Below are 18,448 nucleotides of genomic sequence, written 5' to 3' on the forward strand. Positions count from 1 at the left end.
TAACCATTTCGTGAAACTCTGCCCCATTTCGGAACATGTGTTCCACCAGATCAGTTGCCATTGCCGTAAAGGTCTGTCTGGTCAGTGATATATGCAGGGCCTTGAGAAGGTGCGCCCTGCCCAGCGTTCCTTTCCCATGATGCGTAGATGTTCTGCATCTTGGTAAGATCGTTGTTTCTGGACTTCTTCCGAAGCGATGCCAATGAAAGGACGTTCTTTGACCAGAAGTCGTCCTTGACTGCCCAACGAAGTGAGTTTCTAACCTGCTCAAGGGTGAATCCATCCAACCTAATCAGCTTATCAACTACGTCCTGACCATTCCTGAGAAGGGAATCAGTGACCTTTGGAGCTTTTACCCCATGGGTTTCAGAAACGTATTCCTGAAAGGTTTTCACGAACTCCACAATCTCAGGAGAGATGCCTTTTGTATTGTTCTTCTTTGTATTGTTAATTGTATTGTTATCTTCCCCGTTTTCGGGGATAGGTACCCCCGACTCCGGGGATAGGTCGGACCCCGACTTCGGGGATAGGGGTATCCCTGAAACCTTCAATACCCTTTTAGATATTTCTTTGGTCCCTTCTTTGTACTCAACCCTTGAGGTTATGTACTTCTTCCTGATCAACTCATTGATCACCACGGACACCCTTTTTTTGGACAGACCAAAGAACTCTGCAAAGTAGGCGTTTGTTGCAAAACATCCCTGTTCATTGTCGAGAGAATCAATTTCACAAAGAAAGTGCTTCTCCTGAATGGTGAGGTTTTTGTCTGTCCAAATCTCTTTGGGTATCCATACCCCTTTAAAGGCTCTGCTATTCGGCTCAGCCATTCTTGATTTCCTCCAAAGCCGTGAACTCCGGCAAGAAGTCCAGCGGGATTGTGCCAACTGGTCCACCTCTGTGCTTGCGGGTAATAACCTCGGTTATACTTTTCTGACCTGCTGTGTAGCTCTTTCCCTGTGCGTAATAGCTAGCGTTGTAGAGCATAATTACAACATCAGCATCTTGCTCAAGGCTTCCAGAGTCTCGCAGGTCGGACAGGATGGGCCTTTTGTCGGTTCGCTGCTCAACTCCACGGTTCAGCTGAGAAAGCAAAATCACTGGAACCTTTAGTTCACGGGCAAGGGTTTTCAACTGCCAGCTAACATGGCCTATTTTTTCAGCGGTGCTGGCCTTATTGTCCGTAGCCTTCACAAGTCCACAATGGTCAACCGCTATGATTTTGCAGCCGTGCTTTTTCACTGCAATCCTTGATCGTGCTTTGATTTCCTCCACCGTAATCACGGGTGAGTCGTCAATTCTGATCCCGGATTCATTCACAGCTTGGCAACCTTCGCCAAATCGCTCGTACTGCTCATCTGTTAGCCGTCCATCTCGAACAGCCAGAGTGTTAATGTGCTGGTCAAAACAAACGATCCGACCCACAAGTTCCTCATCGTCCATTTCAATGCTGAATATCTGGCTGGCATTTCTGCCACGGTAAATGGAGTTCAAGACAAATGCTGTCTTGCCCATACCCGGACGCCCTGCAACCAGATAAAGCTTTTTCGGCATCCACCCACCCAGTAACCTATCCAGCTGCTGATAGCCGGTGGAAAATCCCGCGCAGGTAGTGGGATTCTCTGCCCTGCTTGTGGTGTTGTTCCAGAGCCTTTGAATTACGTCTGTAATTTCTCCGGACCCGACATCACTGGAGGCAGTAGCTATTCCGCTCAACGCGCTTGTGGCCTGCTCGACTAAGATAGAAGGATCAACACCAGACCTTGCAGCCCGGATCAGCCCTTCACCCTCTTCGGCAACAACCCGCCTTATTGATGCATCCTTGACCATACGGGCATGATGCAAGGCACTCTGCTTGCTGGCTGCACTCTCGGTAAGCTGAGCCAACACGGTCACATCAAAACGCCTGACCGCATTATCATTGATCGTCACAAGGTCAACGGGGACGCCCTTTTCGTACAGAGCCTTAATTGTTTCAAAGATCGTTTTATATGCACCGGGGGTGAACTCATCGGGGTTCACAACCTCCAGCACATCGTCTAGGTCGGTGGTTCCGCTCAGGACACCACCCAAAACCATTGCCTCAGACTCAGGAACGGAAAGCATTGGTTGTTCTCCTTCCGTGTTCCGCCATCAGGAGCCCGTCAGCCCTGCCGCTATGCTTTTTCAAATGAAGCTCAGCCGCAGGAAATAACTGCCGTGCACATGGCAATCCGGGCTTGTCTGTAGGGCCGGACTTTTTGAGCGAAAACGTCTTCATCCACTTTTGAGGCGGGACGGTTTCAAAGGGAATCCCGAAGGAACAAAGAAGGCCCTGCCAGAATCCGAAATTTTCACCCAGCTTGAATGTAGAACTCACACCCTGCTTGGGCATGGCGTGGACTCGCTCCAGAATGGCATGTTTAAGGGTGTATTCCTGTTTCCATTCCAGCATTTTGGACGCCATGGTCGGCCCGTCAATCCAATCAAGAACGTCTATAGTTCCATCTGCGGCAACGAGGGCCATGGCCCCGGGGCTGGTCTTGCTGGTGCCGGGATCAATTCCAATTACAGCCTTCACTATCTTACCCCCATGACCAGTGCGTTGTGGGCAATTTCAGACGAAACAACATCATCACCCATTTTAATGCGCTGCAAACCCTGCTTATAAATATTGCGCTCACCTTTCAGTTCGCGGATTTCAGTTTCCAGTTCCGCAATTTTATTAATGTCTTCGTACTGCATGTTTACCTCGTGCCGGGGCCACCGAAGCAGCCCCAGCCGTTAAAATTTCCATGAGCATGTCACAGAATTCTATAAATGTTTTGTCCTTTAAAACCCTATTTTGCGGCCTATTTCGGGAGAAAAGCATTCACCTTAAATGAATCAAAACTTTCCCCCATATCACACTCAACAAGTCCTTATTTCCGAAAATAAAGACAAACACGGGCCTAATTTGGTGCTTTACTGAATGGGTTCTTTCGGATCAGTTTCGTCCAAGGGCAAAGCGATATGACGCTCGTCTTCATTCATTTCCCGCGACTTGTAGATTTCATTTGTGTCGGTGCGGATGAACTCAACCATGCCGCTGTCGTAATTAAGACGCTTGATGCAATCCACAGTGCGCATCATCCAGCCGTCCCGGTAGTGCTTGGCTGCAAGGTTGAAATCCGCTTCGCACTTGTCGATCTGGGCTTTAAAGTCTGACATGGTGGTCTTTTTCTGGCCTTCAAGCTCAGCTTTGAGGTTTGCGTTTTCCGCCATGGTCTGCGCTTTGTCCTGCAATTCTTCCTCGGTGAAGCTATACTGCAGGGTGTCGACGTATTTGCTTTCCTTGATGTTGGGGTTCTTTTTAGTCAAAGCTTCCTCGCTTGTTATTGATGGTTAAGGACTTCGCCGTCTTCAATTATGACGCTGCACTCTTCGCCTTTGCTGACTCTTTCAATCCAGACCTGAGCGTTGGACTGCTGGGCCACTTCAAAGACCGTTGCAAGGCTCTGATCATCCAGCAATGAGCCGTCACGGATCAGCAGGACTTTCAGCTTTGGATTCATCGCAATACCCATGTGCAGAGAAACAAGCAGCCGCTCAGCACTTGAGCAATTGGAGAAAGGAACGCCGTTGAAAAGGACACCGGATTCGTCAAAGCTCAGACCAGCTACGGGAAACTTTGCAGAGGCCATCAATTCAGCCTTGGACTGATCAATCTGCTTTATGCTGTCTGTCAGTTCCTGGCTCTGTGCACGAAGGTCATTCACTTCCTTTTCAGCGACCTTGTAGGCTTCGTTTTCCCTGACCGTGGCATTGATGGCATCTGCCTGTGATATTTTGTGACGAATCTCGTCAACATCCATGTATGATTCAAGGCCGGAATCATTAGCCTGATCAGATTCAAGCTGATTCAATTCCTGATTCAAGGCCGCAAGCTGTTTCCTGATCTCTTCCATCCTTTCACGTCTGGACTGTTTGAGAGATTCTTTTTCAGCAACTGAGCGGTTGTGAAGCTCTGCTTCTTCAAGCAGGTCCATCAAAGTGGAAACAGAAACGGCTTCGGCTGGTGCGTCAGGATGAAAAGCCATGCCCGCGAACCTTGCAGCCTGTTCCTTGCCCTTGCGGTTAACTTCTTTTCGTGCGCTGTAGATTTCACTTCTCTTTGATTCAAGGTCACTGAAATCCAGCCCCACCAGTTCCTTAAGCATGGAAAGCTGAACAAGCGGTTTTTCGTGCGCAAAAGCCAAGGGATCAAAGGACAGCTTGGATGAAAGGGCATCAAGCATTGCCTGAGGGCTGGAAAAACTAGCCCCGTCAGCATTCTTGACTGTTACCTTTGTGTTTCCATCGCTGTTGATGGTGCGAGTAACCAGCAGTTCGCCAAGGTCGCATTTGATAACGGCCTGATCCGCTCCATCCCTGACCGGATTCTGCCCCTGTGCAGCCTTGCCACCAAGGGCCATAAAGATTGAATCAAGGACAGAGCTTTTGCCCTGCGCATTGTTGCCACCGATAACAACGGCATTGCCGTCAGGCTCGATGCAAACTGCCTTCAACCTTTTCACGTTCTGTGATTCAAGTTTTACGATGTGCATTCGCTAATATCCTTGGTTATACTGGCCCTGATCCTGATAGCCGCCGTTCTGGTACTGGTCCTGCTGGTAGCCCTGCTGGTCATGTCCGCCGCCCTGCTGCTGGCCTCCACCGCTCTGCTGGGAATCCAAGCCCTGAATGTTTGAGGCCACAATTTCGGTGGTGTAGCGGTCCTGTCCCTGCTGGTCCTGCCATTTGCGGGTTTCCAGCTTGCCTTCAACCATGACCAGACGGCCTTTAGTCAGGTACTTCCCTGCAAACTCCGCAGTCTGACGCCATGCAACAACCCGGTGCCATTCGGTTTTTTCCACCTTCTGACCAGTATTGCGGTCCTTGTATCCCTCGTCAGTGGCAACGGATAGATTGGCAAATGCCTGACCGGATGTGGTGTATGAAAGCTTCGGGTCCTGCCCCAATCTGCCGATCAGAATTACTTTGTTCATGCTTCCAGCCATTAGACAGACCTCATTTCAATGCCGTTTTTGTTGCAGTATTCCCAAAGTTCATAGGTTGCCATGATGTCTGCAAAAGCATCGTGTGCATTGTCGAAACCTTCGGGGTTAATCAGCTTTTTGTAAGCTTCTTCCAGCTTGGGCCACTTGAACCCGCCGCGCCTGCCGGAAATGCGGCAAACATCGGTGAGCGGAATCATGATGTCACCGTGTTCCACCACATCGAAATCATAACCGGCCTTAGCCATGAAGATTTTCAGAATCTTTTTGTCAAAACCAACATTGAAGCCGATGCACAAATCAGCTGTTTCCATGAAGTTCTGAATAATCCCGGCAACAACCGAAACAGGCAAACCAATGTCCATACGGCTCTGGTCAATGCCATGAACCTCAAGGGCCTTGGGGGACATGTCGCAATTCTCGTGCTTCACGATCAGCGCAAGCTTATGGATGAACTCATCCTTTTCGGTGTCGTAGAGCAGTCCGCCGAACTGAACCATGTCAGGCTGGCTGGGGTGATCCGAAGCCAAGCACTTTGAAGGCAGTCCACTTGTTTCTGTGTCGTAAAAAAGAATGATCATTAAAAAGTACCTTCCAGTTTCCTGTATTCGTCACGGATGCTTTCCACGTCCTCACAGCAATACGCGCTGATCTTAGTCCTTCCTTCGTTGCGCCAAAGGTCAAACACCTTGGAGCCGTCAAGGCCCTTTGTTTTGCGTTTAGTTCCCAGAAAAGCGGCTATTTCGTCCTGCTTGCCCTTGGCCTGATAGTCCGCGCCGTTCCAGACTTCCCGGATGTCAACCACGCTGTCGGCATAACGTTTGCGGGGAATCTGAATAGCAAGGTCTTTCATGCCGTATTTGACTGCCCGGTGATAAATCCAGTTCAGGTCAAAAGACCGGAGGTTAAAGCCGATCCAACAAATGTTGTCACCGAACTTGTTCTGTTCTTTGATCCGCTCCCAGAATGCACGAAAAAGCTTTTCTTCTTCTCCGAACAGAACCTCAACCGGCCCGTCTTCAACCGCAAAGCCGATACACAAGATGCGACCTTTAAGGCTTTCCAGAGCCTGCCCGCGCCACAACTTTTCCTGTGCCTCTTTGCCGTTTTCAGCGAACCACTTTTTGATGGTCTCCGCCTTCTTCATGTTGCCGGGGGGTGAGACCTCGGACATGGGCGGCATGTTCGGCCCGGGGATAGTTTCAATATCAATATAAACGTTCAGCATATTCTATCGTCCTCCTGCCTGAATGAATGCGCTTGCGGCATCAAAGGTCAGTTGTTTTGTTGTTTCGATCACTGGGTGATTCGGGAATTTCCCAGCTAGCCAGTTGTTGATGTATTTCAGTTTAACCGCGCGATCCTTATGCCCAAGGTCATTGGTGCAGATGATATTCACCCGCTGAACCTGCCCGGCCTGAGCCAACTTTTCATGCCCTTCCACCTGTGATCCGAGGAAAGCATTCTGCGCATTGTTCACCACCTGACTCTGCTGTCCCTGCTGATTCTGGGGTTGCCGCTGCTGGTTACCCTGCGGCGGTGGCCCTTGGCCCTGTCTGTTCTGGGGCTGACCTTGGGGCCTGCCCTGTTGCCGCTGTCCGCCTTGGGGCTGGTTCTGAGGGCGTCTGTTCTGGTTGCCCTGCTGCCCCTGTTGACCATTCTTGGGTGGCTTCTGAGAATCAGCGTCTTTGTTGTCGTCGATGCACAACAAACCATTCAGGGCATACTTTCTGGCGTATGAACTTGCCGCGCCGGTGATCTGGCTTTCGTCCATCCCCTTTTTGTTCAGGGGTTCTCTTGCCCATCCAACAGCTGACATGGACTCATTACCAAGGGTCACGGTAGCTCGTGCTTTAACGTAAACTCGATCCCCAAGGACCTCGATTTCATCTGACACAACAAGCACAACGCCATGCTCTGCAAGGTGAGGTTTCACGCCTTCAAGAATATCCTCACAAGAGCGGTACTGGTAGCCGCCGAATTTGTTGTGTTGATTCTTCGGGCAGTTCAGCTTGGACTGGATTGCAACCATTTTGCCGTGGAGTTCTGACACTATGTTTCCCCCCTAATTGCCGTGCCAAGCTCCCCAAACTTGGGGTGTTCGAACACTGAAAGTTCGTTCACATTTCCCTCCTGAAAGGAAAAAGATGTTGACAACCATCAACACTATGATGTTGATGATAAGTGGTAGGTCCAAACAGTCGCCAAACAAGGATGGACCTACCGAAACCAATTGACATGAAATCGAACGTAGGCCGTTTCCATTACCGGAGGTGGGCTGCGTCGATTTCGTGCTTAAAACGCTAGAACGGTTCGGACTAGCTGTCAAACTCAAAATAGATTTTTTTGGACCACAGGAGAAAGAGATGAAAAAAGAAGAATTGCCCCCAATTGCTGACCAGAGCAAGAACCTTGAAAGATGCATGGTAACCATCATTGCCGAAACAATTAACGAGAAGGGTTTAAAACACGTAACTGTTGCTGATCAGGCTTTTCCAGACAGGAAGGGTGCTGGGCCGGGATGGAGAAGAGTTAGGAATGGAGCCAAAAACGAAGCCCCAAGAAAAATACCAACACGAGATTTAATCGCACTGACAGAAGTCTTGGGGCTAAGCTTTATCGAGCTGTACTCAGAAGCTAAAATTAGAATTAAAAACGGATGGCATTACTCCAAAGACGATACTTCTATTAATCGTTAAGTCTCAAGACTTTCCGCTGCTTCTCTAATCTCCTGAAGTAACCTCCCGAGTAACTCGGCAAGTTCGTCAGGATGCTTTGCTGTGGGCAAGATGCTGCATATATCTTCACCCGCAGCAGACAAGGTTGCAATGGTATCTACCGGATCAGTCTCATTATAGTTCACCTGCAAGGCTCCACTCCGTATCAAATGTTAACAAAAACAAAACCCCAGCCTCACACCGTTAAGTTTTTTAATTAACTAGATAAAGCATGATGTGGCGTATCAAGCTTTCTGAACTAACTAGCATTGAGTTTATCTAAAGTAAACTTTATTTATAAAAAAAATTACTCCTTCATTAATACATACTTACCCTCCACGCTTTTCATCTTAAGCTTCCAAGAAAATCTACTTCTATCGTTGACAGCTAGTCCTAATCGATCTAGCCTTTTCTCAACACGTCAGGGAAAAGCACACCGAAAAGCCCGGATACAGCTTCCGACAAGTAGGTCACTGTTACCCCGCTAGTACGAGTTACCCCGCCGGTCGGCAGGAATGGTTATTAGCCCAGTTGCCAGATAAAGAGACGGAGAGCCGAGCAAAGCAAGGACCCCTCTAGGCAGTGATAAAGGTGAACGCAGGACCGAGGACAAACGCAGGGTTTATATTAAAAGATCAGGAACTCCCTTACTCCTATTCATGACCGTAAGCCTTCGGCATAGCTAGTCGGGCCTCGTCACTTGGGGGAGAATCAACAGGCATAATGACCAACGGGTAAGGCCCGGAAAGGCCGTGTATGGGGCGCACGTAAAATAGCCCCAAAATTTAAAGGAGGCATTCCCACGACTAAGGCCAGAGAACTAGCCACTCTCTTTTTTGTCCACTTAAAAACATAAGGTACTGAAATAAAAGGGAACTACAAATGACATTTCTTTTAAAAGGCGAGGGACACCCTGGCATCACACTGACTGAGGAAGAGGCAAAGTTTCAGCTGAAAAACAACGGCATATCCGAATCTCGTACATTTTCAATTCGTGAATATGACGAATCCGTAAAGCTTCCCAACGGTGCAATCATTTGCTGGGGCAACAATGCTGGAAGCTAGGCAAGTCAAAGGATACCGCTTTGTAATCGACCAGAAAGGCCGACTGCGAAACGTTATGACTGGCAACTACATTAAGCCGAGCAAAAGCGGATCAGCCTTTATTTATCCACCCGTTGGCGGCAAGTCCGTCAACACCGTGATGCAGTCCGCATGGCCCGAAGAGAAATTCAAAGCAGACGACGAGTGGTTTCTAGCAACTCAAGAAAACGTTTTGGTACGAAAGGCCATCGATAAAGCTAGGGCTGATCGGGTCAAAGCAAGACGTAAAGAGTTAGCAAATAGCGGGTACTGGGGCGCAATTATAGAGGCTCCCGGTGGGCAGGTATGGAAAACCCACCCCCAGTTCCCCAAAGTAGAAATATCCGAAACAGGATTGCTGCGCAGAAAGGACAATCTTGACGTTGCTTATACCCCCAAACTGAGTGTCAACCTGTTGCCCATATTCAGAAAAAAGCAAACAGGCGAACCGAACGAAATGGCCCTCCTGAAAGTTTATCGAGAACTATTCCAAACGGAATGGCCCGAACCGGGAGAGGAACGGACTCGGTTTAAAAACGCTGACAACTTTGAGTTCTGCCCATACGCCCTTGGTCACATCCAAACATTGTATGACGCAGACCCACCAGACGCGAGATTCAGCCCCTTGGATTGGCAGTCCGGTTACCTACAGGAAGCCAACTTTGAACGGGCTAAGAGGATCAACAAATGACAGAACATCGCTGCCCCTGCTGCAAACGCCTGCTCATGAAAGGTAAGGTGATTGAAGTGCAGATTAAATGCCCTAAGTGCAAAAAGCTGGTTACGCTGAGAGGAGAATAAACATGTACGTATACATAATTTCTGAAAAGAACCCCATTCTCTACACTGTTGGTTTTTATCGGCCTGAAGGGGAGTGGGAACCGGAAAGCGACCACACAGACGCTGAAGATGCCGCAAAGCGTGTAGCCTTCTTGAATGGTGGCCACAATGAGAAATAGAACACCGCTCGATCTGGCCTGCCAGCTTCTGGAAGAACACGCCGGTTGCCCTGCAAGCCTCCTGTGCGAATCTCCGGATCACCCCCTTTGCAATGACACGGCAACCATTTGCTCGGAAAGCGAGACAGGCACCCACCCCGCTGCTGATTGCTGGAAAAGGCTTATCAAAAGACTGCATCACGGCGAAATGTCATTGACCGAAGCACTCAAACTGCACGGCCTCACTCACAAACCGCTAGGCCATAACTATATTCATGCAGTCTACAAGGACGGTGAAGAGGTGTTCCGGGGCATGGCGGGAGCTGTGTGGGAGTGGCTGAAAAAGGAGGGCTACGGAAGTGCTTAACTTCGTCCAAAAAAAGCTCCAGAACTGGCTTGGAATCACAAAACTCAACAGTCAAACCCAGAGCTTAGACAAGCGGATTACGGATACGCGCCAGCATCTTGAGGACACCTGCAAACGGCTTTCTGCCCTTGAAAAGTTCACTGAGGACCTTCACGACTTGGCCCATGTCGGCGTGGATGTGCACTTTAAATCTCCTCATATGATCCTTGTCTATACAAAGCTCAATGGTGGGCAGATTCACCACATTGACGCTGAGTTCAAAACAATAAAGGAACTTAGAGATTTTATTCAGAGCTTAAAGGCACGCTTCCGAACGGAACTAGGGACTACAGACTGGCCCCGTTCAATGCGGTAACAGGGAGGTCAATTAAGCCATGCACCTAGACTTCTATTCAGTCATTAGGCGTGAACTTAAAGCCGTCCAACAGGCCGAGAAGGAACCGGAACAGGCAATAATTGAACTCTACAATCTGTTCCCAGAACTTGGTGATATCTCTCTTAGCAGGATCGGCAAAAAAGAGTTGCTGCTGACTACCATTACCAGAATGAAAGCAAGGGGGGACAAGACCGCCGAGATTGCAAAGAGGCTGGGAATCTCCGCCCGACACATACGCAGACTATGCGCTCAAGAAAGACTCAATGCTCGACAAACCCCCAGCTAACCCCACACTTAAACTTTAAGCAACTAGAGTTAGACTTTGGCAAGGGACGCGCTTATGATGATCCGTAAGCGCGTTCTTTGACAATAGAGAGAGAGAATTATGCCAGTAAAAAGGAAAGGAAAATGGTACGGAAGAGTCTCCTTGAACGGCTTGAGGAAAGAGAAACAATTTCCAACGAAGAAGGATGCGAAAGCTTGGGAAGTCATGATGCGAGACGCTACCTCTTCACCTCGCGAAGATGGCATAAAGCTTCATGTGCTACTGGACGACTATCTAGAGAGTTGCGAGAATCGGGGACAGACTGAGAAGCATATCAAAGATAAGGAACGAGCCTACCTGACATTCATGGAATTAACAGGCACTGCGCTCACCCCTTTGAATGAGATCAGCTATGACTTGGTTCAGAAGGCACTGAATTATGTAGCAAAAAAGGTATCACCTCACAGGGCCAACGTTCACCGGAAATTTTTGGTGGCTGCTTGGAACTGGGGAATTCGTCCTTTCAATCTCCCCAAAGAAAACCCATTCGCAGTAGAAACTTACCGGGTAGACAGAAATCCTAAATACGTCCCCCCAGTAGAGGACTTTTGGACCTTGGTTGACAATGTCCAACCTCATGAAGCCAGACTGCTTATGACCTTCCTGTTCACAGGAGGAAGACGAACAGAAGTCCTGTCTTTGAGATGGACAGACGTTGATTTCAAAAAAAAGGTGATCTGGCTTCAGACCAGAAAGAGGCGCGGAGGCGGAATGCACAGGGATGCAATCCCGATGATTTCAGACCTTATTGAAATCCTGCAAGACCAAAGATTGGAAACAGGATTCAAGGAATTTGTCTTCATCAGCCCCAAGACTAAAAAGCCATACAGCCATTTAACAAAGGTGATGAACAAGTGGTGTGAAAAGGCTGGAATTATTCCTTTTAACTTCCATGCAATAAGGCACTTGTCAGCATCTATACTCGCTGATAAAGGATATTCATTACCAAATATTCAGAAGCTACTGAGACACCAATCTGTGACTACAACAGCAAGATATTTGCACTCGCTTGGACTAACAGATTTGGATTTAGAAGGGGCTTTTGATAGGCCGGTGAAAAAACAAGAGGTGAACAAAAAGGTGAGCAAAAACGTAAAAAGGGGTTTCGGCCAGCTTTAAAAAAAGCTTTATTTCTGCCGTAAACCCCTGTATTTACTGTGGTAGGCCACCAAGGACTTGAACCTTGAACCAACGGATTAAGAGTCCGCTGCTCTACCAATTGAGCCAGTGACCCGTGTCGTGTGAAGATGGGTTTAGATATCTTCCACTTGGATGTCAATAACATTTTTAATTTTTTTATACAAAAGGGCCTTTGATGCGCTTGAAGTCAGTTTTCTTAGTTTTATTGAGTTTTCTTTTTGTAATCGGCCTTATTCAGCCGCAGACCGCCCTCAGTGCGCAGAACAGCAACCCCAACCTATCCACGAGCTGGAAATTATTCCGCCTGAATCCTGATGATCAGGAAAAAGTCAGCATTCAGAGTGACGTTCTGGCCGCATTGATCCTTGAAACTAAAAACGGCTGGTACACATACTCCCATAATCCGGGCAAAATGGGGCAGCCCACCAAGCTCAAAGCCAGAATCATGCCCGGCAATGTATTTCTCAACCCCCTTTACCTGCCCGGCAAGCCAAAAGCCGACCCCTTTAATAAAGGGAGCATGATTGATACCTACTCGGACCCGACTCCAATACTCATACCTATCCCCACCCAGACCAAGAGCTTTACCATCAAGACCGAGCTGTCCCTGCTCATGTGCTCGCCTACGGCCTGCTTGCCGTACAAGGAAGAACTCAATTTCGCGGGCATGGGCATAGTGCTGGACAAACTCCCGCAGGCAAAGGACCAGAAATGGTGGAAGACTTTCGTCAAGTCTAGGGAGAATGCAGATAAGGGCCGGATTTCGCTCAAAGAAATAGTCGAAAAGCCTGCTGTTGATGCCGACAGCAAAATTCCTTCGATTGAGAAGCCTTTCATCAAAAAGAAGACGGATGTCCCTTCCGACCCTGCTGAAATACTGCCGGAACCTGATGCGGCTGAGATGGGAATGGAAAATGGTTTCGACTTTGAAAAACTGACCCCGAAATCATTCACTCCGGGCCTTGAAGTAACCGACCTGACAACCGCTATCCTTTTCGGACTGCTGGCCGGTTTTCTGCTGAATTTCATGCCCTGCGTGCTTCCGGTGATAAGCCTCAAGCTTTCAACGCTCATGGCTGGCGCAAAACATGACAGCAGCGCCGAACAGAAACGCAGCTTCCGGGAACACAATGTTTTCTTCGCCCTCGGGATTCTGCTCTACTTCGGCATACTCAGCGCGATACTGGGGGCAACAGGAATGGCCTGGGGGCAGATATTCCAGAAACCTCCGGTTATCATAGCCCTTACAGGCATTGTCTTCGCGCTCAGTCTGAGCCTATTCGGCCTTTTCAATCTTCCGGTTGTTGACCTTAAGATAGAAACCGAAGACGGAAGCCCTCGCAAACAGGCCCTTTTTACGGGAATTCTGGCCACCCTTCTGGCCACTCCGTGCAGCGGCCCCTTCCTTGGCGGAGTCCTCGGCTGGGCCATGGTCCAGAAACATTATGTTATCGGTTCCGTCTTCCTGAGTGTCGGAGCGGGGATGGCAATGCCTTACATACTGATGGCTGTATTTCCCGCACTCGGAACACGATTCCCCAGACCCGGCGCATGGACCATCTGGATTGAAAAGATCGCCGGATTTTTCCTTGCAGGAACCTGCATCTACCTGCTGAGCATTCTTCCGGAAAACATGTTCATACCCGCCATGATCTTCATGTGGTTCACGGCTGTGGGCGCATGGATGTGGGGACTAGCCGGAAGTGCAGACGGCAAAGGAATCATGTACCTGCTCCGCGCAACGGCTCTGGTGCTGTGCCTCGGCATAGGATACTGGGCCGCGATTCCTCCTGTGCACTCCGCCCACTGGATAAACTTCGACAGGCAGGACTTTTCCGAAAGATTCGGGGAAGAACCGATGCTGGTCGAATTCACTGCCGACTGGTGTCCGTCATGCAAGGTGCTGGAACAAACAGTCCTTACCCCTTCCAACCTGAACCGCTGGCAGGAAAAATACGGTCTGACCTTCATTAAAGTGGATATTACCTCGCCCAACAAAACGGCTGACGATTTCCTGAGATCACTGGGCAGCAGGTCCATACCTCTGGCCGCCATCTTCAAACCGGGTGACGGGGCCGGAACGCCTACTGTAATCCGTGACCTTTACACCACAGGGCAGATGAATGATGCTCTGGAACAGACTTTTAGATAAGATATGCAGAATAAAAAGCCGCAACATGGACACTTCAGCTGGAATGAACTGCTGACCACCAATCTGGATTCCGCAAAAGAGTTTTATGGAGAACTTCTCGGATGGACATTTAACGAAACCCAGACAATTTATGGAGAAACATACCTTATAGCCCTTAAAGATGACACCATGGTTGGCGGCATGCTGATAAAACCTGACGATGTTCCGGAAAGTGTAAAACCATGCTGGGACCCGTATATCACGGTAAACGATGTGGATGAAACGGCTGCCAAAGTTGAAGAACTGGGGGGCAAGGTAATGCTGGCACCAACGGATATAACCAATGTAGGGCGCTTCTGTGTCATCCGAGACAGACAAGGAGTCTACCTGAATCTTATTACTTACTTTAATTAGCAAATATAAAAAAGGCCGGGTGCCGTCCTTTTTCCATTTAAGCGGCTAAGCCCCTTTACGGCAGCCCCGCAGTCCGTTATCTACTGATTCAGCAATCACAACCAGTAAATAATAACTATAAAATCCAGAGGCAGCACATGCTCAACTTCCAGATATTCATTCCCACCCGCATCATTTTCGGACCGGGTAAAATTTCAGAACTCGCCACCGCACCACTTCCTGCCGGTAAAAAAGCCATGGTCATCATCGGTGAATCCGGTGCCATGATTAAAAACGGCTACCTAGAAAAAGTGCAGGCCGGACTCGCCAGACAGGATGTTTCCACTGTTGTTTTCGATAATATTTCACCCAATCCCAAGTCGGATCAGGTTGATGAAGCTGCAAAGACCGCCAGAGAAAAGGGAATCGACTTTATCGTAGCACTCGGTGGCGGATCCACCATTGACGCGGCCAAAGCCATCGCCCTGCTGACCACAAACGTTGGCCGCTGCTGGGATTACATGCAGTCCGGCTCCGGCGGCGGAGTCAAGCCGGAGAATCCCGCGGCTCCGCTGATCGCCATCCCCACCACAGCCGGGACAGGAACAGAAGCCGACCAGTGGGCGGTAATCAACAAGTCCGGCGGAGATGAAAAGATCAGCCTCGGCAACGACTCAACTTTCCCCGCAATCTCTATCGTGGACCCGGAACTGATGCTGACCGTGCCGCCCCGCATGACAGCCTACACCGGAATCGACGCTTTTTTTCACGCTGTGGAGACTTTCATTTCCACCGAGCACCAGCCGGTAAGCGACATGCTCGCCCTTGAAGCCGTGCATCTCATCAGCAACTACCTGCCCATGGCCATTGCTGAAGGGGACAACATTGAAGCGCGCACCGTCATGGCATGGTCCAGCACTGCCGCCGGAATGTGTGAAACCCTTTCCCGCTGCATCTCCCAGCATTCCCTCGAGCACGCACTGAGCGCGAAATACCCCGAGCTTCCCCACGGTCTGGGACTTGCCAAGCTTGCGGTTCCTTATTTCAAACGCCTTATCCCCGCTGCTCCGGAAAGATTCGAGGATCTGGCAATGGCGATGGGATACGACACACAGGCCTTTGACGAAAACATGCGCGCGACTGTATTCCTTGAAGGACTGCGGGCACTGCTTGAACGTGCCGGTTTCAATGAGGAATCACTGAAAGATTACGGTGCCAAGGAAGAAGATGTTCCCGAACTGGTTAAAATAGCCAGAACCACCATGGGCAAGCTTTTTGATTGCACACCTGCGGAAATGACTGACGAAGAACTTGAGTGCATTATTTCCGAAGCAATTGCCGATTAGAACAAAAAATATTCTAACTTGGCAAAATTGATGGTTTTGCTTAGTATCCTGACAGGTGGAGTTAATGGGAGTAAAGAGCAAAAATATAGTTCAATGCCCTTTTTGTGACAGCAACCGTCTTTATTTCAGACGGGGGCTGGTTGCTGATGTGCTTATATCTTTACTGACCCCTGTCAGGTCCTACACCTGCGGCTCTTGCAGCCGCAGCTTCAGGAAATACGGCAACTACTTCACCAGCAGACAGGCTCTCATTCACGTCTTCAGCCTTCTTGCCCTCCTCGCGTTCATCAATCCCGGACTGCTGCTCCCGGAAAGCTGGCTTCTCAAGGAAGACAAGACTGCTGAATCCATTCAGCTGCCCGTTGAAAACAAAACCGATGAGCATGAAGCGGACGAAGACATGCCGCTGCTCAGCATGGCCATAGCCAACGCGACCAACAGTTCTTTTATCGTGGATAACGGCACTATCTCCATTATCGGTGCGAAATCCGTCAATGGCAGCAATGCAACCAACGGGACCACCGTAAACGGAACAGTCCAGACAATCATGGCTTTCAACGGCACAGAGCTGACCAACGCCACGAATGAGACTGCCGCGAGTAAAAAGGATGAGTCTCTTGAAGAAGAGGAAAGCCACGGACTGCAGGGCGGAAAGCTTAAGTCCATCTACTTCAAGGCCGTGGACGGCAGGACCAGAATAGAACTGGACCTCGGCGGCGCGCCTCTTTCCTACACTTCATTCTTTCTGCGCGACCCAGAACGTCTTGTCGTTGATATCCACGGCAACTGGGAATACTACGGGCCGACCACTCTACGGCCTGAGAACCCAATATTCTCAAGATTCCGCATCGGCATCTACGATGACAAGATCAGGATGGTCATGGACCTCAAAGGCCAGACCCCGGCTCCGGTCATCACCAAAAGAGAGAACGGACTCAATATTGACGTAAAATAAATTACGCTCTCATCCGTTAAAGAAAATCTGCCGGGAAGGCATCAGGTCGATTTAAAGTTTCGTCCGCCCAGTTTTTTCTTAACGGCTTATAAAAATATAAAGCCATGATATTTAAAAATATCATGGCTTTTTTACTTGTCATGTAAAAGGCGTAAACGGCTGAAGGAGATACCTACCAGCTGTTTCTCATGCGAACGCCCTTGGAGGACATGTATTCTTTAAGCTCGGGGATAGTGTACTCGCCATAGTGGACAATGGAGGCTATAAGGGCCGCTGTGGCGCGTCCTTCCGTTACCGCTTCCACCATGTGCTGAGGGTGGCCTGCTCCGCCGGACGCAATTACCGGAATACCGACACTTTCTGCCACAAGACGGGTAAGTTCAAGGTCGTAGCCGTTCTTAACGCCGTCAGCGTCAATTGAGTTGAGGCAGATTTCTCCGGCCCCAAGCGCTTCGCCTGTCTTGGCCCATTCGAGTGCATCGATACCCATGTATTTACGGCCGCCATTGATGACGATTTCGAATCCGGAAGGGATATCTTCGGACTTGTCCACCCGTTTTACATCCATGCCGAGAACAATACACTGGGAGCCGAAAGCAGCCGCTCCTTCGCTGATGATATCAGGATTCTTGACCGCGCCGGAATTCACGGAAACCTTCTCGGCCCCGGCCAGCAGCACATCACGCATATCCTTGACGGAGTTGATTCCTCCGCCGACGGAAAAAGGGATGAATATCTCGGAAGCCACTCGCTCCACTACATCCAGAAAGATGCCGCGGCCTTCGGAAGATGCGGTGATGTCGTAAAAAACAATCTCATCCGCGCCCTGCTCATAATACATCTTGGCGGTTTCCACCGGATCACCGATATCGACATTATCCTTGAACTTGATTCCCTTGGTGAGGACTCCGTTTCTTACATCGAGGCAAGGGATAATTCTTTTACTGAGCATCGGAAACCTCCTTGCAGTATTCATAAAAGTTGGAAAGAAGTTTCAGGCCCGGATTTCCGCTCTTCTCGGGGTGGAACTGAACGGCCCAAAGACCTTCGCGCCCATGCAGGGAGCAGAAAGGACGTCCGTAGGTGGTTTCACCTATGATGTATTTTTCTTCAGGAGCGGGATAATAGCTGTGAACAAAATAGAAATGGGCTTCAGGATCGATGTCTTTGAAAAGCGCACAGTCCTGCTTAAGCTCGATCTGGTTCCAGCCCATGTGGGGAACACGGATGGGCACGCCTTCATAATCTTCCCATGAAGGGTTGAAAAGGCGGCATTCACCGGGAATGACAGACAACGCCTTGGTGTCATTTTCTTCGCTGTAATCTAGAAGAATCTGACAGCCGACACAGATGCCGAGCAGAGGCTTATTCTGCAGCACGAGGTTTTTAAGCAGTTCGTCCAGACCGCCGGATGTGAGTTCATCCATGGCCTGCCCCGCGGCGCCTACGCCCGGAAAGATAATCCCGGTGGCACTGGCGAGCTTTTCCTTATCCGAAGTAATTTCATTGGGAATTCCCAGCTTGTTCAGAGCTCGCTGAACACTGGTCTGGTTTCCGGCCTTGTAATCAAGAATAGCCAGCATGAGAGGGGCCCCCTTAAAGTTTTAGATGCTTATATTGAACCGCAGAATCAAGTATCTGATATGAGGGATAAATTTTCATGGA

Annotated in this window: 26 protein-coding genes and 1 tRNA gene; 13 read left to right on the plus strand and 14 right to left on the minus strand. The window is 49.4% G+C overall.

Features of this window, described 5'->3' with window-relative positions; genetic code table 11:
- Nucleotides 1-50: 50 nt before the first annotated feature.
- From ACZ5PW_RS15400 to ACZ5PW_RS15445, 10 genes are all read right to left on the minus strand, one after another.
- Complete coding sequence (locus ACZ5PW_RS15400; protein WP_464555312.1) at nucleotides 51-827, minus strand: helix-turn-helix domain-containing protein; 777 nt, start codon at nucleotides 825-827, stop codon at nucleotides 51-53.
- On the minus strand, nucleotides 820-2,103 hold the full coding sequence (locus ACZ5PW_RS15405; RefSeq protein ID WP_464555314.1) for a replicative DNA helicase: 1,284 nt from the start codon (nucleotides 2,101-2,103) through the stop codon (nucleotides 820-822). Before ACZ5PW_RS15405 ends, ACZ5PW_RS15400 begins: the two co-directional genes overlap by 8 nt.
- Entirely contained in the window at nucleotides 2,087-2,557 is a 471-nt protein-coding gene (locus ACZ5PW_RS15410; RefSeq protein ID WP_464555316.1) for a hypothetical protein, read from the minus strand. Before ACZ5PW_RS15410 ends, ACZ5PW_RS15405 begins: the two co-directional genes overlap by 17 nt.
- A complete protein-coding gene (locus tag ACZ5PW_RS15415; RefSeq protein ID WP_464555317.1) occupies nucleotides 2,557-2,721 on the minus strand; it encodes a hypothetical protein in 165 nt (54 codons plus the stop codon). Before ACZ5PW_RS15415 ends, ACZ5PW_RS15410 begins: the two co-directional genes overlap by 1 nt.
- A 219-nt stretch (nucleotides 2,722-2,940) precedes the next feature.
- Complete coding sequence (locus tag ACZ5PW_RS15420; RefSeq protein ID WP_464555319.1) at nucleotides 2,941-3,336, minus strand: hypothetical protein; 396 nt, start codon at nucleotides 3,334-3,336, stop codon at nucleotides 2,941-2,943.
- A gap of 14 nt (nucleotides 3,337-3,350) precedes the next feature.
- Nucleotides 3,351-4,562, minus strand: coding sequence for an ATP-binding protein (locus ACZ5PW_RS15425; protein WP_464555320.1), 1,212 nt, complete (start codon nucleotides 4,560-4,562; stop codon nucleotides 3,351-3,353).
- 3 nt (nucleotides 4,563-4,565) lie between these two features.
- On the minus strand, nucleotides 4,566-5,015 hold the full coding sequence (locus ACZ5PW_RS15430) for a single-stranded DNA-binding protein (RefSeq protein WP_464555322.1): 450 nt from the start codon (nucleotides 5,013-5,015) through the stop codon (nucleotides 4,566-4,568).
- Nucleotides 5,015-5,593: a 3'-5' exonuclease gene (locus ACZ5PW_RS15435; RefSeq protein ID WP_464555324.1), complete on the minus strand. Its 579-nt coding sequence runs from the start codon at nucleotides 5,591-5,593 to the stop codon at nucleotides 5,015-5,017. Before ACZ5PW_RS15435 ends, ACZ5PW_RS15430 begins: the two co-directional genes overlap by 1 nt.
- A complete protein-coding gene (locus tag ACZ5PW_RS15440) occupies nucleotides 5,593-6,240 on the minus strand; it encodes a ribonuclease H-like domain-containing protein (protein ID WP_464555325.1) in 648 nt (215 codons plus the stop codon). The genes ACZ5PW_RS15435 and ACZ5PW_RS15440 overlap by 1 nt, the downstream gene beginning before the upstream one ends.
- Nucleotides 6,241-6,243: 3 nt before the next feature.
- On the minus strand, nucleotides 6,244-7,065 hold the full coding sequence (locus ACZ5PW_RS15445) for an ERF family protein (protein WP_464555326.1): 822 nt from the start codon (nucleotides 7,063-7,065) through the stop codon (nucleotides 6,244-6,246).
- 313 nt (nucleotides 7,066-7,378) lie between these two features.
- On the opposite strand from ACZ5PW_RS15445, the gene ACZ5PW_RS15450 reads away from it, so the two are divergent.
- Nucleotides 7,379-7,711, plus strand: a complete 333-nt coding sequence (locus tag ACZ5PW_RS15450; protein WP_464555327.1) for a hypothetical protein — start codon at nucleotides 7,379-7,381, stop codon at nucleotides 7,709-7,711.
- Here ACZ5PW_RS15450 and ACZ5PW_RS15455 read toward each other — a convergent pair.
- Nucleotides 7,708-7,881 (minus strand): hypothetical protein, encoded by a 174-nt coding sequence (locus tag ACZ5PW_RS15455; protein WP_464555329.1) that lies wholly within the window; start codon nucleotides 7,879-7,881, stop codon nucleotides 7,708-7,710. The two genes, ACZ5PW_RS15450 and ACZ5PW_RS15455, sit on opposite strands and share 4 nt — an antisense overlap.
- 730 nt (nucleotides 7,882-8,611) lie before the next feature.
- Here ACZ5PW_RS15455 and ACZ5PW_RS15460 point away from each other — a divergent pair.
- The 8 genes from ACZ5PW_RS15460 (at nucleotide 8,612) to ACZ5PW_RS15495 (ending at nucleotide 11,937) form a co-directional block, all read left to right on the plus strand.
- Nucleotides 8,612-8,794 carry a hypothetical protein gene (locus tag ACZ5PW_RS15460; protein WP_464555330.1) on the plus strand — a complete coding sequence of 61 codons (183 nt, stop codon included), beginning with the start codon at nucleotides 8,612-8,614 and terminating at the stop codon, nucleotides 8,792-8,794.
- Nucleotides 8,781-9,503 carry a hypothetical protein gene (locus ACZ5PW_RS15465; RefSeq protein WP_464555332.1) on the plus strand — a complete coding sequence of 241 codons (723 nt, stop codon included), beginning with the start codon at nucleotides 8,781-8,783 and terminating at the stop codon, nucleotides 9,501-9,503. Before ACZ5PW_RS15460 ends, ACZ5PW_RS15465 begins: the two co-directional genes overlap by 14 nt.
- Entirely contained in the window at nucleotides 9,500-9,613 is a 114-nt protein-coding gene (locus ACZ5PW_RS15470; protein WP_464555333.1) for a Com family DNA-binding transcriptional regulator, read from the plus strand. Before ACZ5PW_RS15465 ends, ACZ5PW_RS15470 begins: the two co-directional genes overlap by 4 nt.
- 2 nt (nucleotides 9,614-9,615) lie before the next feature.
- Nucleotides 9,616-9,771 (plus strand): hypothetical protein, encoded by a 156-nt coding sequence (locus ACZ5PW_RS15475; protein ID WP_464555334.1) that lies wholly within the window; start codon nucleotides 9,616-9,618, stop codon nucleotides 9,769-9,771.
- Nucleotides 9,761-10,117, plus strand: coding sequence for a hypothetical protein (locus ACZ5PW_RS15480; protein WP_464555335.1), 357 nt, complete (start codon nucleotides 9,761-9,763; stop codon nucleotides 10,115-10,117). The genes ACZ5PW_RS15475 and ACZ5PW_RS15480 overlap by 11 nt, the downstream gene beginning before the upstream one ends.
- Nucleotides 10,110-10,472 carry a hypothetical protein gene (locus tag ACZ5PW_RS15485; protein ID WP_464555337.1) on the plus strand — a complete coding sequence of 121 codons (363 nt, stop codon included), beginning with the start codon at nucleotides 10,110-10,112 and terminating at the stop codon, nucleotides 10,470-10,472. Before ACZ5PW_RS15480 ends, ACZ5PW_RS15485 begins: the two co-directional genes overlap by 8 nt.
- 19 nt (nucleotides 10,473-10,491) lie before the next feature.
- Nucleotides 10,492-10,779, plus strand: a complete 288-nt coding sequence (locus tag ACZ5PW_RS15490; RefSeq protein WP_464555339.1) for a hypothetical protein — start codon at nucleotides 10,492-10,494, stop codon at nucleotides 10,777-10,779.
- Nucleotides 10,780-10,878: 99 nt separating this feature from the next.
- Nucleotides 10,879-11,937, plus strand: a complete 1,059-nt coding sequence (locus ACZ5PW_RS15495) for a tyrosine-type recombinase/integrase (RefSeq protein WP_464555341.1) — start codon at nucleotides 10,879-10,881, stop codon at nucleotides 11,935-11,937.
- A 39-nt stretch (nucleotides 11,938-11,976) separates the two neighbouring features.
- Here ACZ5PW_RS15495 and ACZ5PW_RS15500 read toward each other — a convergent pair.
- Nucleotides 11,977-12,052: transfer RNA gene (locus tag ACZ5PW_RS15500), tRNA-Lys, on the minus strand.
- Between the two features lie 111 nt (nucleotides 12,053-12,163).
- Between ACZ5PW_RS15500 and ACZ5PW_RS15505 the strand changes: the two genes are divergently transcribed.
- The 4 genes from ACZ5PW_RS15505 to ACZ5PW_RS15520 all read left to right on the plus strand — a co-directional run bounded on the left by ACZ5PW_RS15505 (nucleotide 12,164) and on the right by ACZ5PW_RS15520 (nucleotide 16,783).
- Nucleotides 12,164-14,110, plus strand: coding sequence for a protein-disulfide reductase DsbD family protein (locus tag ACZ5PW_RS15505; RefSeq protein WP_464555342.1), 1,947 nt, complete (start codon nucleotides 12,164-12,166; stop codon nucleotides 14,108-14,110).
- 3 nt (nucleotides 14,111-14,113) lie between these two features.
- The gene (locus ACZ5PW_RS15510) at nucleotides 14,114-14,503 is read left to right on the plus strand and encodes a VOC family protein (protein ID WP_464555344.1); all 390 of its coding nucleotides are present in this window, start codon (nucleotides 14,114-14,116) and stop codon (nucleotides 14,501-14,503) included.
- Nucleotides 14,504-14,640: 137 nt separating this feature from the next.
- On the plus strand, nucleotides 14,641-15,828 hold the full coding sequence (locus tag ACZ5PW_RS15515) for an iron-containing alcohol dehydrogenase (protein ID WP_464555346.1): 1,188 nt from the start codon (nucleotides 14,641-14,643) through the stop codon (nucleotides 15,826-15,828).
- A gap of 64 nt (nucleotides 15,829-15,892) precedes the next feature.
- Nucleotides 15,893-16,783 (plus strand): AMIN domain-containing protein, encoded by an 891-nt coding sequence (locus ACZ5PW_RS15520; RefSeq protein ID WP_464555348.1) that lies wholly within the window; start codon nucleotides 15,893-15,895, stop codon nucleotides 16,781-16,783.
- A 172-nt stretch (nucleotides 16,784-16,955) separates the two neighbouring features.
- Here ACZ5PW_RS15520 and hisF read toward each other — a convergent pair whose 3' ends face one another.
- Both hisF and hisH read right to left on the minus strand, forming a co-directional pair.
- Nucleotides 16,956-17,735 (minus strand): imidazole glycerol phosphate synthase subunit HisF, encoded by a 780-nt coding sequence (hisF, locus tag ACZ5PW_RS15525; protein ID WP_464555349.1) that lies wholly within the window; start codon nucleotides 17,733-17,735, stop codon nucleotides 16,956-16,958.
- Complete coding sequence (hisH, locus tag ACZ5PW_RS15530) at nucleotides 17,725-18,366, minus strand: imidazole glycerol phosphate synthase subunit HisH (protein WP_464555351.1); 642 nt, start codon at nucleotides 18,364-18,366, stop codon at nucleotides 17,725-17,727. The genes hisF and hisH overlap by 11 nt, the downstream gene beginning before the upstream one ends.
- Nucleotides 18,367-18,448 lie beyond the last annotated feature (82 nt).

The organism is Maridesulfovibrio salinus (assembly GCF_055394525.1).